The organism is Synechococcus sp. RC10A2 (assembly GCF_047502605.1).
Genome location: NZ_JANSHP010000097.1, coordinates 97,127 through 113,797, shown reverse-complemented (window position 1 = coordinate 113,797; position 16,671 = coordinate 97,127). Strand labels below are relative to the sequence as shown.

The window sequence follows — 16,671 nt, the reverse complement described above, 5'->3', positions numbered from 1 at the left end:
GTTCCAGACTTCTATGCGGGCGATTCAGCGGCAATCGCCGACGATAATGAACCCTGCCCAATAGTAGGGCGGCTCATTGTTGCGCGCCATCGCTTGCTGCGCCTTTTGCAGGGCGCGGTCTTTGGGGAGCCTGTCTTTGACATAGGCGGCGTAGAATGCACTGACCAGCTCGGCGGTCTTTTCGTCGTCCACTTGCCAGAGCGTTGCGCCGACCGTCTTCGCGCCTACCGATAGGAAGGCGCGCGCCAAGCCAAGCACGCCCTCATAGCGATACGCTTTACCAGTACCTGTCTCACACGCACTGAGCATGACCAAGTCGGCGCGCAGCCGCCAGTGGGCAAGAATCTGCGCGGCGGTTACTTGACGGTCATCGTCCGTGCCGAACAGCAGCCGCGAATTGAGGGGCGCATCGCTATCGGCATCCGCGTGGCAGGCGAAGTGGAGGATACGCGCCATGCGCGCCTGTTCCCGCACCACTTCGGGCTGAACCGCCTCTTCGCGCAGCACGATGGCCCCCAAGAACAGGCGTTCGAGGTTGGCGACCTCTTGCGAGACATAGGCTAAGTTACCGAATGCGCGTCTTTGCGTAGCAGTCCGTTCATGGTCTAACGAATCGGCCTCGTACTGGGACACAGCGGCGATTAGCACTCCTTGGGACAAGGGTTCCATAAGCCGCGCGTAGCGATAGACCCCCACGGAAGGCGTTGTGTGGAGGGCGACGCGCTCGATCCAGTAGATAGGCTGGTCGTTGCGCACTTCGGCGACCAGCGCCGCCCACGGCAGCAGATTCAGCACGCCCTCCGAGCAGAGCAGCACGCGCTCATAGCCCTTCAACGCCGCTGCGACGGGCGCAATCAGCGTCTCGTAGAGCCACGCGCCCAACTCAACGACGCGCGAGTCGTTCCTTTCCTGGATTGCTTCGCGGAACTGCTCCACCGCACGGGTCAGCCGTTGGGCGTTAACCGCGCCGTAGTGCGCCTGCACGCCCTCGCGCGTGACCACGAGGATAAGCAGGTTGTTCTCTACCAGCGCGTGGTAGATGAGGGCGACATCAGGCTCTAACTGCTGCTGGATGAGCGCGAGTGTCAGTTGGGGCGGCGCGAGGACGCGCGCCGCTTCGGGAAAGCGTGCGCGCAGTTCCGCCTCCAGTTGCTGCTGCTCGCGCTCGATGGTTGCCAGCGCGTCGTAGAGCGGGCGCGCCTCGCGCTCGGCGTCTTCAGGCGATTTCCGCAGCGACTCGTCAGGAGGCGATTCCACCAGCGCGTAGAGCTGGCTAATCTGGCGGCGCAGTTCCAGCCGCTGGGCTTCCAGTCGTTGCTGTTGCGCAAGGAGAGTCATCAGTGCGGGAGGGGCGTCCACAAATTCCAGCCGATTGCGTTGAATCTGCTCGACGAGCGTGCGTGCGCGGCTCTGCTCCAGCAGCTCGACCGCGCGTGCGTACTGACCGCGCTCCGCCTCCAGCAGCGCGAGCAAGCTGTACGCCGCGTAGTAGTCCTCGCTGAAGGCGACTTGGCTCTCAGGGTCGGGGATGAAACTGCGTTGCTGCTCGATGATTTGGATCGCGCGCTGGAGCCGCTCCCGCGCTTGGGGGGCATCCCCACCACGATAATCGAGCTTGGCGAGGCTTAGCTCCGTCAACGCCACGAACAACGAGTTAGGCGCGAGTTGTTGATAGCGTTGCAGGGCGGCTTCAAAGTCGCTGCGCGCGGAGTCGCCCTCTCCCATACGCATGGACGCAACGCCACGATAGTAGAGCGCGTGCGCCAGCAGCAGCGGGTTGCCGCCTGATCGCTGGAGGGCGGCGACGGCTTGCTGGAGTGGTTCTCGTGCTGCCTCTATACGCTTGGCGCGAATGGCAGCGATGGCTATGCTTAGGTTCACGCGCGCGAGCAGTTCCGCTTGTGAGAAGCGCTCGGCGGCAGCGCGGGCGTTCTTAAAGAGCGTCTCGGCGCGTTCCACATCGCCAAGCTCCAGCGCAAGCGCGCCACGATTGAGTCGGATTTGTACCGCAAGGGGCGACTCGGGCGCGAATTGGTCTAATATCTGGTGGGCTTGCGTGTAGTAGCTCTCGGCGCGTGGGAGGTCGCGCTGGCGTAGGGCGAGATTGCCCAGCCCGCTTAGGGACTGGGCTTTTAGCAGCGGCATGCTCGGCAGTTCTGAGGCGATGGTGTGTGCAAGGGTATAGTGGCGGGAGGCAGCATCGAGTTCGCCGCGGCGCAGGGCGAGGTTGGCTAATCCGATGAGCGTTTGCGCATGGAGCGCGGTTTTGCCTGCGTTGTGTTTCAGCTGCGCCTGGAGCGCGTCTCGCAGGCGGGTCTCAGCTTCCTCGAACGCGCCTAACTCGGTCGCCACAAAGCCCAGCCCCATCAGGGCGCGACTGCGTTCCAACGGCTCCGCGTTCGCTGCGTCATAGGTTGCCAGCGCCTGTTCGAAATAGCGACGCGCCTGCACGAAGTCGCGACTGTAGAATTCCGTCAACCCCAGCGCGACCAGCGTATGGGCAACAGCGACAGATTGAGGCGCTTCTCGCTGGCGGATTTCCAGCGATTGGCGACAGAATTCACGCGCTTGCGCTATCTCGCCCCTCTCCAGCGCGGAAACTCCCAAATTGTAGAGCGTGCGCGCGATGTTCAACGGCGTATCAGGGAGGGCGCGCTGGCGCTCCAAGGCGCGCGTGAGCCGCTCGTGCGCGCCCGCAAAGTCGCCGTGGCGGAGCGCAAGGCGTCCCAGCTCGTGGTCTGCCTGAATCTGCTCGCTCGGCTCCAAGTTCGGGTTCTGAGCGGCTTTCAGGAGCCACTGTTCGGCTTCTTGCAATTGATTGGTTTCGAAGGCGACCGTGCCCAATCCAAGGTATGCCTGTCCCGCTTCGCGCGATTCAGGCGCAACCGATTCGGCGATTTGCCGCGCACGCTCGTAAAGGCTCTTCGCGTCGTCCCAGCGCTGCTGGCGGAGCGCAATCATGCCCAGCCCAATCAGCGTTTGTGCATGTTCGAGGGTGTCTGCGCCACTCTGCGCGTAGATTTGCAACGCGCGTTGATAGAAGCGCTCCGATTCTTCGGGGTTGTTCCGTCGGTACATCAGTTCGCCGAGCGCCTTGAGCGTCGCCGCAAGGGTGGGCGTGTCGGGGAGCAGTTGCTCCTGACTGTTGAGCGCGGCGCGTAGGTAGATTTGAGCCGTATCTAATTGGTTTTGGCGCAGGGCAACCACGCCGAGGTTGTAGCGCGTGCGCGCCAGAAGCGTCTCGTCCGCTTCCAACGCTTGCCGCATTGTGAGCGCGCGCTCCCACAGACGCTGGCAGATTGACCACTCCTTCGCTTCGAACCAATCTTCGGCGCAGAAACTGAGCACCTGTGCGAGTTCAAGGGAAATATCCTGCTCCGTGCGCAGCCGTTGCCAAACCTCTTCGAGCAGTTGTTCTGCGCGGGGGCGGTCGCTTTGCCAGTAGCAGAACGCCAACGAGAGGGTTGCCTCCACCTCGAGAGGGGTATTCCCGTATCGCTTGTAGGTTTGGCGGGTCTGCTCCCAGAGGGCAATGCATTCCTGACGGAGATCTTCGCGGCGCAGGCGGTGTAGCGTGCGCGCGCGTAGGTGCGTGAGAAACGCTTGCTCTAAGGCAGTTGCGCGCCCTTGCGGTTGCTGGCGCAACGCCTCAATCTGTTGTAGGGCGTCGTTATACTCCCGCTGTTCGATTACTTGCTCTATCGCGCGCAGGCGTTCCTGCAGGGTCTGCTGCGTCGTTGCCTCTTTCTGCGACCAGCCGACCAGCATACTTGCAAGGAGTCCCGCAACGACAAACCCGACTTTGGCTCGCATCGCTTCCCTCGTTCCCTTCAGGCTAGTATGAGAACTCGCCCAAGTCGAGGACGAACGCTTCGCGTCTGTCGGTTTCTGGGCAGTAGCCTTCGCCGACGATGTAGCGTCCGTTGGGCGAGATGGCGTAGGCGCGCTCCAACACTTCGCCCGTCGCGCGGAGGTGCGCGAAGAGCACATTGAGATCCTGCATCCCATCTTCTGGTGTCCAGAGAAAGGCGCAGAGACCGCTCTGTTCGTCCAATGCTTCGCCGACGATGCGCGTGCCATCGTAGGAGACGCTATGGGCTTGGCTGATGTCTTCGTCTGCTTGGCGGAGGGCGCACATCCCTTCGTTGGGCGTCCATCGGAAGGCGCGTCCGTCGCTTTTGCCCACGACCACAGTCCCGTCGTGCGAAACGGCGCGCGCCTCGCTTTGTCCACCTTCCAGTGTGCCTAATCGCTGAATCGCGCCCGAAACATCCCAGCGTACCGCCTGATGACGGATATGCCCCACGATATACTTGCCGTCGGCGGAGACGCCATAGGCGGCGCTGGGGTTATCCTGCGCGAGAACTTCAACGGCGTCGTGGTTCCACTGTACGGCGCGACCGTCCTGTTCGCCTACCAACACCTTGCCATCGGCGTTCACTGCGTGGATGTATCCGTTCTTGAGGTCGCGCTGTACCCCGTGCTCCAGTGTCCAACGGAGCGAGCATGCAGTGCTTGAGACGAACACGGCGCTGCCGTCTCCATTCGTGAGGCAGCGCGGCTGGCAGTTCTCGCCTAACTCGCCCAAGGTTTCAAACTGATAGGGTTGCCATCGGAACGCGCACGCAATGTAGACGGGGTAGTTGCCGCGGGTGTCGCTATAGCGGTACTCTTCGCTAAAAGCGACGCCTACGACGGTTCCATCGTCGGCGACGCTATGGGCAACGCTACTGTGCGGATACGCTCTCGGCGTGCCCAGCCAAGTCAATCGCTGTCCAAGCACATCCACGCGCGTCCGAAGCGTCGCGTCGACAGTGGTTGCCTCCCACAGTTTACGCCGTGCGCGTTGAAGAGTCTCCTCTACGGTCGACACAGGCTCTCGATGGAGCGCGGCGATCTCGGTGGGTGCGTAGCCGTTAACCACATAATCGTACCATGCAAGGAACTCGTCTGGGGACAGCGCTTGACGCACGCGGTCAATCAGTTCGCGCTCTTCTGCGCTGAGCGGTTGACGCGGCTGCATCGCTGCAAGTTCTTGCAGCAGGCGCGCTTCGTGTTCATGCAGCGACTCGCGCGGCAGGGAGGCAGCATGGTAAACGAATTCGATAAGCACAGCCCCCATCCAATGCTCGCACGCGAACTCGGTGTCTGCGTGAATCGGTAGAATCAGTGGGAGCCGCTCGAGGAAGGCGTTGGTGAGCCGCTCCGCTTCATGCCCGTCTTGAATCAACATGCGCACCATCTCTAACACGACGGGACGCAGTGCCGTGTTGAGCCGCTCGTAGGCGGCAGGCAGCGACGCCTCCATGGCGCCAATGCCTTCGCGAGCCGCGCGTTCTAATGCAAAGATTTCCAAGCATTGTCGGTTAATTTCGCTCCACTCACGCGATTTCATCGTGTTCACCTCCTGGGGTCGTTGCGGAGATTACTGTCGTGTGCGGGCGCGCAGGTTTTGCAAAGCGCGCGAGATTGCCTCGTCGTCAGGATAGAGTTGCTGGGCGCGTTGCAGCGCATCAATGGCTTCGCGGTAGCGTTCCAGCTGGTGGAGGAGTAGACCTGCCACTAAAGGCGCTTTGGAGGCGTTTTGGCGTGCCCAGCGCAATTCCTCGCGCTGTTTCTCGGACATTATGCGGAATCGAATCTCGGTTTTGAGTGTAGCGCGTTCGCCGCGCGGCGCGCTAAGTATCAGTTCGTACTCGCCCCCAGACGCAAGAGAACGGAGTTGGAACAGGGTCTGCGTTTCGGGCAACTCTTCTTCCAGAAGCGTCTCGCCCGTGTCGCGTCGGTGCAGGACAACCATGTATCTGGTTGCGCCCTCCACAGACTCCCACTGGAGGGTCACGGTCGTCTCCTCCAACAGGGCGGTCTCGCTCAGGTCAGGTCGAAGAACAGGGATTTGCTGGACGCCTCGCGCGCTGCGCCCGCCGCGCACCGCTCTGCCCTGCGCCAGCGAGGCGAGGGTACGGCTCAATGACTCCGCCCCCTGTGAAAGGAGTCGCCCGACGGATGCCAGCTCCTGCTCGAGGGGCGAGCCTCGCACCTTCGCTATCCCCGAAGAAGGCTGTGTCGAGGGTGTCCCTGGTTCTTTCTGCGCAATCTGGGTTCTGTCGGAACGCCCCTGCTTCGTCTGGGGAACCTGCGATTGAGAACCGTTTCCGCCGTTTTGAGAGGGCTGCTTCTTAGCGATTACGACTCTTCCGCCATTCCCCGCTCTTTTGGGGGTAGAAGTTCCGATCCCTGACTTAGGCTTTTGTTCGGAGTCAACGCGCTGATTTTTCTCCTGTTTAGGGACCGTTGGATTCTGTGGTAATTGGGCAATTTGGGAGTTTGGGGGCGTAGTAGGAGCGTTGCTCTGCGCGCCTGAATGCACCTTCGGCGCGGGCGGGTTCGAAGCGAGAAGCGTATTGCTCTCGGGCTTTGGGTACAGCGCCCACACCGCGAACGCGAAGACCACTCCCGCAAACCCCGTTGCCAGCGTCCACTGGGGCAGGCGTGGGGTTGTGAGGCGGCTGAGCCAGCGGACGAGGCTGGGACGCTGCGCTTGGAGAATCACGCGCAGTTCCAAGTAGGCGCGTCGACACGCAGGACACGAAATGATGTGGGTCATCAGCTCGTAATAGCCTGCGGCGCGTCGCCCCCGCTTCGCCACCTCCAGAAACTGTTCGAAGGTGAGGCACTTGCCGATAGGCGCGTGGCGCAGGCGCTGCTTCAGTTGACGCTCCACGGGCGTCCTGTCTATTGTAATCCGTCTCATCTGCGTCGGGCTTTTCATGGTTATCACCTCTTTGCTGCCTACAGACTGCTAAGAATTAGGAGAAGGCATCCTAACAAGTGTGCAAGGATTTTAACGCATGCTTGGCGGAACAGGTTCAGTTGTCGCCAGCCTGGAGGTTTTCGACTGCCGTCGTGCTGTAAAGTTTCCTGCAGCAGCGCAAGCTCGGCTTGGGTGAGCGGCTCTTCGGACTGCATGCATCGCGCGATGGCGGCGCGGATTTCTTCTTCGCCCACGATGTTGGGGTGCAAGATAATCGCGGCGGCGACTTTTTGCCGCGCGCGGAGCATGGTCTGACGCGCCCAATTTTCGCTGCGATCCAGCAGCGCGGCAATCTGACGATACGAAGAATTGTTCACCACCTGCTCGAGCCAGACGAGGTACTCTTCGTTGCTTAGCGCGTCGCGGGCGCAGGCAAGAATCATCTCCAGTCGTTCGCGCTCGCTGATTTGGTCGGTAGGGTCGGCGTCGGGGGACGCTGTCCACTCAAAGAGCGTTGTCGCCTCTCCGTCGGCGTCAGGTTCCAACCATTCCGATTCGCGTACCTCGTGGCGTGTAATGCGCGTGTGGCGTTCCAGCATGTTGTACGCATAGTTGATGACCACACGCCCTGCCCAGTGCTTGAAAGGCGCAATCTTCGGGTTGTATTGAGGCAGTCGACCCCAAAGATGGAGGAGCGTCTCTTGAACCAGATCGTCGACCAAACTCTGGTCGCGCGTGAGTGTAGACATCATGTATCTGACCTGCGGGCGCAACAGATCGATGAGGCGGTCGCGCTCCGCTTCCGATTCGCCTCCCGTTTCGCCTGCGCATTCCGCTTCCAGCACCCTTTCCACGAGCCGCTGGATCTCATCCCACGCACTAACGCTCACAGTTTTCTCCGCGCTCCGCTTTGCTGGTAGCCTATTATACCTCGAAATGATGTGGTAACCGCCCAGTCCACCGAATTGGTTGGCGCATAACTGTCCACCGAATACACTGGGTACCGCTTGCGTAGGCGGCGTTGCGCTTGTCCGGTTCGGGGGGTGAAACCCACCTGCGTGCCACAAAATTCCCTGCATGTATCTGCGGTTGCACCCTGCCATGCGAGTTCCTCCGCCTTAATCTACAACTTTTGCTTGCGGTTTGTGACGGGTTTAGGGGCGGGCGCTTGGGTAGCAGGAAACGCGCCCAGCCCACAGAAATCGTATGCCGTATGTCCATCAAGCCTGTGGTGCAGGAGCCTGCGCAAGCGCAGCCCGACGGGCTACTCAGTACGCCGACGATTGAGCGGGCGCGCGGTCTGCGCCTGCGCGGGCTAATCGTTGGGTTTGCCCTGCTGCCATTCACCACCTACTGGGCGGTGGAGATTGTGCTGAGCGTGATTTTCTCGCTCATGATTCCGCCTGTGGCGACGCTGATGGTCGTCGCGTTGCTGAATGCCATCGGGCGGCTGATTTTCCGTCGCTGGCTGCTGGAGACGCCCGACCTGGTCGTGATTTTCACGATTCTGTTCGTGGGCACGGCGATGGCAGCGGAGTGGATGAATGTGTGCGTCCCGCTGTGGCACTCGTTCGGGCTGTACGCCGAGAACAGCGAGACCTACCGCAACCGCGTACTTCCCCACCTGGTTCCGTGGCTGTTCCACACGGAAGCGGAGCCGATTCGCGAGTACGGTATCGGCGGCTACAAATTCCCGTACGCGCTGACCAAACTAAGGGTGTGGCTGCCGATTTTTCTGGGCTGGATGGGGCTGTTTGGTTTCGCAGCGCTGGCGATGCTCTGTATCAACACGCTGATGCGCCGTCTGTGGACGCAGCAGGAGCGACTGGCGTTCCCAATTATTCAGGTACCGATGCTGCTGTGCCAGCCGCAGTCCCCGCTGTGGCGCAGTCGCTACCTGTGGGGCGCGTTCCTCGTGACCTTCAGCATTGGCGTTATCAACGGGTTGCATGTGTTTTTTCCGTGGATTCCGCGCATCAATGTGCGCTTCCTCGCTGCGCTGAACGATTATTTCACTTCGCCGCCGTGGAATCAGGTGGGGTGGATTCCGGTGGGGCTATTTCCTTACATGGCGGCGATTGGGGTGTTTGTGCCGAACGATTTGCTGTTTTCCAGCGTGCTGTTTTACTTTGTGCGCAAGGGGATGCAGGTGATTACAGCAGCGATGGGCTATGAGCAGGGCGTGTTCGGCGGGGGCTACTTGGTGCCGCAGCCGCCGTACTTCAGCGAGCAGTCGTGGGGCGCGTTTCTGGGGTTGTTTGTGAGCGTGATTTACGCTTCGCGGGGCTACCTGAAGGAGGTCTGGCGCGAGATTAAGACGGGCGAGAACCCCGAAGCGGGCTACGCGCTCTCGGCGCGCGCGGCGTTCATTGGGCTGATACTCAGTTTGGCGGGGCTGATCGGGCTGGGCGTTGCCGTCGGGCTGCCGTGGTGGCTGGTGACGATTTATGTCGCGCTGTTTATGGCGTTCAGCGTGGTGGTGACGCGCCTGCGGGCGCAGCTCGGCGCGCCCATCCACGAGATGGCGTTCATGGGACCGCACCAGCTGATGATTGCCTTCACAGGCACGCAGAACCTGACCGAGTCGACAATCGCGAAGCTGATGACCACCTTCCACTTCATGAACCGTCTGCACCGCACGCACCCGATGCCGTATCAGCTGGAGGCGATGAAGATGGGCGAGCTGGCGCGGCTCAATCAGCGTGCGCTCTTTTTCGTGATAGCGGCGGCGATTCTGCTGGGCATCTTTCTGGGCGAGGTGTTTAGCATCAATCGTTATTATCGGGACGGCGCAGGCGATTGGGGCGGCAGCATGGCGGGCGTGATTACGCAGCTTGCCGACAACCGCTACCCGCCGAATGTTACGGCAATCGCCTTCTTCACGGGCGCGTTCAGCTTCGTGCTGTTGCTGGACTTCATCCGCTACCGCATCCCTGGCTTCCCCATCCACCCCGCGGGCTACGCCTTGTCGATGAACTTCGGCATCGACTATGTGTGGTTCGGGCTGGGGATTGTGCTGCTGATTAAGCTGTTCGTGAACCGCTACTTCGGCTTGACGGGGTACGAGAAGTTGCGCGCGGTAGCGATTGGCGTCATCTTGGGCGAGTTCGCCATCGATATGCCGCTGGCGGTGTACCACCTGATTACGGGTCAGGCGGTCTACACCATCTCCATCAACGGGCACTTGGGCTGGAACCAGTAGTTTAGCACCCGTTGCCGAAGTTGAACAGCACCAGCAACAGGTCGCTGTCGTCCACGACGCCGTCGCGGTTGAGGTCTGCCTGCGCGTTGTTCGCGCCGAAGGCGAACAGCACGAGTAGGAGGTCGCTGTCGTCCACGCAACCGTCGCCGTTCACATCGCCTGTGGGCGTAAGCGGTAGGCGGATGCGCCACATCCCGCGCCCGTAGGTCGCCGCCATCAGGTAGCCTGTGGCGGGCACAACGCGCACGGTGTTGACCTGCACATTCGGCAGCCCCAGCGGCTGCGTGCCGTTGCGCCAAGTCGCGCCGCCGTCCAGCGTGTAGAAAAAGCCGACATCGTTGCCCACATAAATTACGGTATCGGGCGCGGCGGGATCGAGCGCAATCGAGTTCGTATGCACATCGGGCAGCCCTGTCAGCCCTGACCCGCTTATGTTGACCCACACAGGCGTGTTCGCCAGCGTGTTGTCGCAGCGGTACACATGGGGCGTGCCTGTGCCGCCCAGCACGACATAGACCTTGTAGGGGTTCGTCGGGTGGACGGCGATGTCGCTAATGGAGCGATTCGGCAGATTCGCGTTAATCTGTCGCCAACTCGCGCCACCGTTGGTCGTCATCCAGACCTGTCCGTCGTCGCCGCCGGTGTAAATCACATTCGCGTCATTGGGTGCGCCTGCAATCGCGCGGAGCCTACCGTTCGTGAGCATCTGGTTGCCCAGCCGTGCGTCCCAAGTGCGGGTGTTCTCGTTCCAGCGCCACAGGTAGTTCGTACCTGCCAGCAGCCAGTTCGGTTGCGCAGGGTGAAGGGTCAGCGGCGCGATGAACGCCACGAAGTCATCGCCATAGTTCGGCGTAATGTTGGACGCATTGCTCCAGTTGTTGGTGGTACGCAGGATGTTGAGGTACTGATAGCTACCGTATTGGATGTTCGGATTAATAGGGTTGAAGGCGCAGTAGCCGCCATCGCCGCCGATGATGCATCGCCAAGCGTTCAAATTGCCGTTCGCGCGCGGGGTGGCGTTGTCTTGTGCGCCGCCCATTACACGGTTCGGGTCGGTCGGGTGGAACGCCGCGGCGTAGAACTGCGTGATGCCCAGCGTTGCGTTCAAGCCGACGCTGCTAACCGCGCCTGTGCTGGGTGTGTAGGTCAGCCGATAGACGCCGCCGTCCGTGCCGACCAGCAGCTCGTTCGGATTGCGCGGGTTGATTGCCATGCTGTGGATGTCCACATGGATGTTCGCCTGATTGGTAAACGCCAGTCCGATGGAGCGCCAGCCGCGGGCTTGTGTCCACTGCACGAGGTCTACCAGCCCCAGATACAGCACATCGTTGCCTGCGCCGTCATGCGACACATGCATCGTTGCGTCGTACCACGCCTGGTAGAAGCCGCCGTCTACCGTGGGGTTCATCGCTGTCCAAGTGTTGCCCGCGTTGGCGCTGACCCACACCTGCGAGAGATCACCCGACATCACATACACGCGGTTGGGGTTGATGGGCGAAGTTGCGACGCGCAGTGAACGGTGGTTGCCGAAACCGAAAGGCGGCGAGAGGGCAGTCCAAGTCTGCCCGCGGTCGCTGGAGCGTAGCAGTCGTCCGGGGTTGCCATGCCCAACGGCGTAGTAGTAGCGCACGCCTGTGCTGGGATTGCGCGCACTGACGGCGAGGTCGCTCCAAATCGCGCTGACATTGCTCACGCGCGTCCAAGTCTCGCCGCCATCGGTACTGCGCCAAATATCGCCCGCGACGCCTTGATACGGTCCCCAGCCCGTGCAGGCGATGATAATGTTCGGGTTCTCAGGGTCAATCAGGATGTCCGACACGCACAGGTTGCGAAACACCGTCGCGCCGAGTTGTTGCCAGGTCTGTCCGCCGTCGGTGGAGCGCATAATCCCCTGCGAAAACGGGCGCATCCAACCCTGAAAGTCGCCCGTGCCCACATAGAGGATGTTCGGGTTCGTCGGATGCACGGCGATGCAGGCGACCTGCAGGAACTGCCAGTGGTCGGTGAGCGGCTGCCAAGTGAGTCCGCCGTCGGTGGTCTTCCACACCCCGCCCTGCGGCGCGCCCATGTAGTAGACATTCTCGTTGACGGGGTCGTAGGCGACGGCGTTCACGCGCCCTGACACCGCCGCCGTGCCGAAGTAGGTGCGATAGGGCGGGAGCGCGTTGCGCGGCCCGATGAACTCCCAGCGCGGTCCCGCCGCGGGGAAAAACGCGCCTGCCATCTGGTCGCGATGTTCCGCCGCGCGAATGTACGCCAGCCAGTCCACAAAATCGTTCGGATAGGCACGCACATACAGGTAGTCCCACAACGCCTCCGCGTATTCAGGTCCCTCTTCCAGTTTGCGGCGCGTGGCGGGGTCTAACGGCGCGCCCGACTCCTCCAACGCCTTCACGCGAGCTTGTGCCCGCTGCTTTTCGCGTTCCAGCCACTGCTTAAGCTGCTTGAGCGAGTAGTAGGGCGGTTCTGCGATAACGGGCGATTCCGTCGCTGAGTTGCGAGTATCGGCAGACGCCGCGCCTGTGCTGACCTCCTGGGCTGCGCTTGCGAAGAGCATCGCGAGCAGCCCTGTGAACCACAACGAGCGCATAAGCGAATTATACACCAAACCGAGTGAGCGCACACACGCAAGCCCACCGCGAAATCGCTCACTTTCCATTCGCGGATTCCCCTTCGCTAAACCGATAATTAGCCCCATGAGCAACTACAGGCTTCGGCTGGCGCGACTCGCGTTGGAGAACATGCCGTTCCCGTTGCACCAGACGCGCACAGTACTGGATTTGCACGCCGCCGACGGCGCAACGGCGCAGTACCTGCAATACTTTATGCCCTACAGCACGGTGTTTGGGCTAACGACAGGCAGCCCCAATCAGGAGCTTGCTGCCTGTGGACAGCGGTATCTTGCTGCGTTGCCCAGCGGGTTCCAGTGCGACTGCGTCGTCGCGATTGTCGAGCCGTCCCAGCCGATCGAGGCGACGCTGAAGGCGGTTCGGGGCGTCACAGCGCGTTGGGAACTGATTCTTGCCCCCTGGCATGCGGCGCAGACAGTGGACTGGCAGTCGCTGGGCTATCAGGCGCACCACGAGATTACGGAAGAGCCTGACGATGGCGTGGTGGTCGTCGCCGTGCGCGACCGTGAGGCGCAGTTGCCGCCTGAAACGCGCCCGCGCGTGCTTATCGCTTCGCCCGTGCGCCAGAAGCCCGTCATCCTGCAGCACTTTCTGGAGGGGCTGCAACGGCTGGACGCCACAGGACTGGAGGTCGCCTATCTGTTTGTGGACAACAACGACGACCCGCAGGCGTCGCAGATGCTAAACGCATTTGCGAGGCAGGTAAACGCGCCTGTGTATCGCGTGCGCATACCCGTCGCCGAGCCGTACCGACGCACAGAGACCCACCACCACTGGACGGAGAGCCTTGTATGGCGATTGGCGGCAATCAAAGACGGCACCCTGCACGCCGCCCTCCAGCACGGCTACGACTACGCCCTCTTGGTGGACAGCGACCTCGTGCTGCATCCCCAGACGCTACGCCGAATGGCGGGCTGCCAGCGCGACATCCTCTCGCAGGTCTTCTGGACGGTCTGGTCGCATGACAAGCCGCCCCTGCCGAATGTGTGGTATGCAGATCACTACACCCTCTACCGCGTGCGGCGCGGTCAGACGCTGGAACACGCCGAGCAGGTGCGACGCACGGAGGCGTTCCTGAGCGCGTTGGCGTTCTATCCTGGCATTTACCGCGTGAGCGGGCTGGGCGCATGCACGCTGATTGCGCGTCGCGCGATTGAGGCGGGCGTCCGTTTCAGCGAGCTGCGCGGTAGCCTCCATGCAGGCGAAGACCGCCATTTCTGCCTGCGCGCCGAGGCGCTGGGGTTGCGCCTATTCGCCGACACGACCCTGCCCCCACTGCACCTGTACCGCGAGTCGGAGCTGCCGCGCGTCGCGGGCTACTGGAAACTGGTGGGCGCGGGACTACGCGGCGCAGAACTCAATCGGGCGATGTTCGAGTTGCTCTTGGGGCGCGCCTTGCAGGTTGCGTAGGCGCGACTACTCTGGTTCGCGCGGTTCGCCCGCCGCGTCAGGGTACATCTGGCGCACAATTGCGCCCAAGATGCCGTTCACGAACCGCCCCGACTCGGCGGTGCTGTATTTTTTCGCCAGCTCAATCGCGTCATTGATAACCACCTTGAATGGCTGTTCGGGGCAGTGGCGCAACTCATAGAGTGCAAGGCGCAGGAGGTTGCGGTCAATCACTGCCATGCGGTCAATCGTCCAGCCGCGGGCGTACTGCTGAATCAGCGGGTCTAACTCGGTGAGTTGCGTGCGGGTGGCGCCCAGCACCAGTTCGCGCACGGCGTTGGCGTCGTCAGGCTCCAGCGCGGCGACGCTCAGCACCTCCTCGATGGCTTCGTCGGCGGGCTTGCCGCCGAGGTCTATCTGGTAGAGGGCACGTAATGCCCATTCGCGCACGGCGCGTCTGCCCGTCGGTTTGCCGTTCATCGCACGCCTCCTGCGACTCCGCCCTTGAGCAAGCGCGGCACGAACGGAGTCGAGACCGTGCCCGCCCGAAACTCGTCAGTGTGCGCAATCCGCAGCAGGAAGTCGCGACAGGTCTGCACGCCTGCGATGCGCGTCTCGTGCAGGGCGCGCTGCAAACGCGCCACTGCCTGCTCGCGCGTGGGCGCATGGACGATAATCTTCGCCAGCAGCGGGTCGTAATACGGCGGGATGCTGTAGCCCGTGTAGAGGTGACTGTCGACGCGCACGCCCGGACCTCCTGGCGGTGTCCACTCGCTCAGGCGTCCTGTGGACGGCGTGAAGTCTTGCTCAGGGATTTCGGCGGTCAGCCGCGCCTCAATCGCGTGCCCGCTGATGGCGATGTCGCCTTGCTCGAACGGTAGCGGCTCGCCCGCCGCGATGCGAATCTGCCACTGCACGATGTCGATGCCCGTGATGGCTTCCGTCACGGGATGCTCCACCTGCAGGCGCGTGTTCATCTCGATAAAGTAGAAGTTCTCGTCGGCGTCCACGAGGAACTCAATCGTGCCTGCGTTCTGGTAGCCGACGGCTTGGGCGACCTTGACCGCCGCGTCGCCGAGCGCGCGGCGCGTTTCGGGGCGCAGGCTTGGCGCGGGGGCTTCCTCGACCATCTTCTGGTGGCGCGGGTTCTGGATGGAACACTCGCGCTCGAACAGGTGCAGCACTTTGCCGTGTTCGTCGGCGAGGATTTGCACCTCGATGTGGCGCGGTTCGGGGATATATTTCTCCAAATAGACTTCTGGCGAGCCGAAGGCGGCTTGCGCCTCCGATTGGGCGATGCGCAGCGCGGGCAGCAGGTCGTCCTCGCTCATCACGCGCCGAATGCCGCGCCCGCCCCCGCCCGCCGCCGCCTTAATCAGTAGGGGAAAGCCGACTCCGCGCGCGGCAGCGACTGCCTCGTCCTCGCTCTGCAGCGCGCGTTCCGTACCTGGCAACACGGGCGCGCCTGCACGGTGGGCAATCGCGCGCGCCAGCGACTTGTCGCCCATCTGGCGAATCGCGTCGGGCGTGGGACCGATGAACTTAATCCCCTGCGCCGCGCACGCCTCGGCAAAACTCGCGCGCTCAGAGAGGTAGCCGTAGCCAGGGTGAATTGCTTCCGCGCCTGTGATGTGCGCCGCCATCAGGATGTGCGGGATGTTGAGGTAGCTCTCCGTGCTGGACGGCGCGCCGATGCAAACTGCCTCGTCTGCCAGCTGCACATGCAGCGCGTCGCGGTCTGCCTCCGAATAGACCGCTACGCTCTGGACGCCCAGCTCTTTGCACGCGCGAATCACCCGCACGGCAATCTCGCCGCGATTGGCAATCAGGATCTTGCGGAACACAGCAAGGGGTATTGTACCCGCTGGCGGTTAGCCGAACCGCCCGCGAATGTAGTCCTCGGTCTCTTTTTTACTGGGGTTGGTGAAGATTTTCTCGGTCGTGTCGAATTCGTGCAGCACGCCCATCATAAAGAACCCCGTGTAGTCCGAGATGCGCGCCGCCTGTTGCATCCCGTGCGTGACGATGACGATGGTGTACTCTTTTTTCAGCTCGGTCAACAGCTCCTCGATGTAGAAGGTGGCCGTGGGATCGAGCGCGGAGGTTGGTTCGTCCATCAGAATCACTTCAGGGTTGACCGCCAGCACGCGGGCGATGCACAGACGCTGCTGCTGCCCGCCCGAAAGCGCCAAGCCCGATTGCTTGAGCTTGTCTTTGACCTCATTCCACAGTGCCGCTTGACGCAGGCTGGTCTCTACAATCTCGTCCAGAATGCGCTTGTCGCGAATGCCGTGCATGCGCGGTCCGTAGGCGACATTATCGTAGATGCTTATTGGGAACGGGTTCGGTTTCTGGAACACCATCCCGACGCGCTTACGCAAGTCGACCACATCCACATCGGGGTCGTAAATATTTTTGCCGTCCAGCGTGACCGTGCCCGTGATGCGCACCCCCTCGATGAGGTCGTTCATGCGATTGAGGCAGCGCAGGAAGGTGCTTTTGCCGCAGCCTGATGGACCAATCAGTGCGGTAATGCTGTTGGAGCGAATGTCCAGGTTGACATCCTTGAGCGCGTGGAAGTTACCGTAGTAGAGGTTGAGCTGACGCGCCGCCATACGCGGGGGCGGCGCCGCCTGCTGCCCTACCGAGGTCACCGACTGCGTGTCCAAAGTGATACGCTCCACCACTTACAGGAT

General features: G+C 62.0%; 10 protein-coding genes. 2 read left to right on the top strand and 8 right to left on the bottom strand.

From position 1 onward, the window contains the following. Positions 1 to 24: 24 nt before the first annotated feature. The 4 genes from NW848_RS13615 to NW848_RS13600 are packed head-to-tail and all read right to left on the bottom strand — an operon-like array spanning position 25 to position 7,644. Positions 25 to 3,813: a tetratricopeptide repeat protein gene (locus NW848_RS13615; protein WP_414511282.1), complete on the bottom strand. Its 3,789-nt coding sequence runs from the start codon at positions 3,811 to 3,813 to the stop codon at positions 25 to 27. A 22-nt stretch (positions 3,814 to 3,835) separates the two neighbouring features. After that, positions 3,836 to 5,395, bottom strand: a complete 1,560-nt coding sequence (locus tag NW848_RS13610; RefSeq protein ID WP_414511281.1) for a hypothetical protein — start codon at positions 5,393 to 5,395, stop codon at positions 3,836 to 3,838. 30 nt (positions 5,396 to 5,425) lie between these two features. Continuing rightward, positions 5,426 to 6,754 carry a hypothetical protein gene (locus tag NW848_RS13605; RefSeq protein ID WP_414511280.1) on the bottom strand — a complete coding sequence of 443 codons (1,329 nt, stop codon included), beginning with the start codon at positions 6,752 to 6,754 and terminating at the stop codon, positions 5,426 to 5,428. A 38-nt stretch (positions 6,755 to 6,792) separates the two neighbouring features. Beyond that, positions 6,793 to 7,644 carry an RNA polymerase sigma factor gene (locus NW848_RS13600; RefSeq protein WP_414511279.1) on the bottom strand — a complete coding sequence of 284 codons (852 nt, stop codon included), beginning with the start codon at positions 7,642 to 7,644 and terminating at the stop codon, positions 6,793 to 6,795. Positions 7,645 to 7,967: 323 nt separating this feature from the next. Between NW848_RS13600 and NW848_RS13595 the strand changes: the two genes are divergently transcribed. Continuing rightward, positions 7,968 to 9,956 carry a DUF6785 family protein gene (locus NW848_RS13595; protein ID WP_414511278.1) on the top strand — a complete coding sequence of 663 codons (1,989 nt, stop codon included), beginning with the start codon at positions 7,968 to 7,970 and terminating at the stop codon, positions 9,954 to 9,956. Between the two features lies 1 nt (position 9,957). On the opposite strand, the gene NW848_RS13590 is transcribed toward NW848_RS13595, so the two are convergent. Further along, on the bottom strand, positions 9,958 to 12,546 hold the full coding sequence (locus tag NW848_RS13590; RefSeq protein WP_414511277.1) for a VPS10 domain-containing protein: 2,589 nt from the start codon (positions 12,544 to 12,546) through the stop codon (positions 9,958 to 9,960). 106 nt (positions 12,547 to 12,652) lie between these two features. Here NW848_RS13590 and NW848_RS13585 point away from each other — a divergent pair, with 106 nt between their 5' ends. Further along, positions 12,653 to 13,996 (top strand): hypothetical protein, encoded by a 1,344-nt coding sequence (locus NW848_RS13585; protein WP_414511276.1) that lies wholly within the window; start codon positions 12,653 to 12,655, stop codon positions 13,994 to 13,996. Positions 13,997 to 14,002: 6 nt separating this feature from the next. Here NW848_RS13585 and nusB read toward each other — a convergent pair whose 3' ends face one another. The 3 genes from nusB to pstB are packed head-to-tail and all read right to left on the bottom strand — an operon-like array spanning position 14,003 to position 16,590. Beyond that, the gene (nusB, locus tag NW848_RS13580) at positions 14,003 to 14,455 is read right to left on the bottom strand and encodes a transcription antitermination factor NusB (RefSeq protein WP_414511275.1); all 453 of its coding nucleotides are present in this window, start codon (positions 14,453 to 14,455) and stop codon (positions 14,003 to 14,005) included. Continuing rightward, positions 14,452 to 15,819 carry an acetyl-CoA carboxylase biotin carboxylase subunit gene (accC, locus tag NW848_RS13575; RefSeq protein ID WP_414511274.1) on the bottom strand — a complete coding sequence of 456 codons (1,368 nt, stop codon included), beginning with the start codon at positions 15,817 to 15,819 and terminating at the stop codon, positions 14,452 to 14,454. The genes nusB and accC overlap by 4 nt, the downstream gene beginning before the upstream one ends. Before the next feature lie 27 nt (positions 15,820 to 15,846). Next, positions 15,847 to 16,590 carry a phosphate ABC transporter ATP-binding protein PstB gene (pstB, locus tag NW848_RS13570; RefSeq protein ID WP_414511339.1) on the bottom strand — a complete coding sequence of 248 codons (744 nt, stop codon included), beginning with the start codon at positions 16,588 to 16,590 and terminating at the stop codon, positions 15,847 to 15,849. Positions 16,591 to 16,671: the final 81 nt, after the last annotated feature.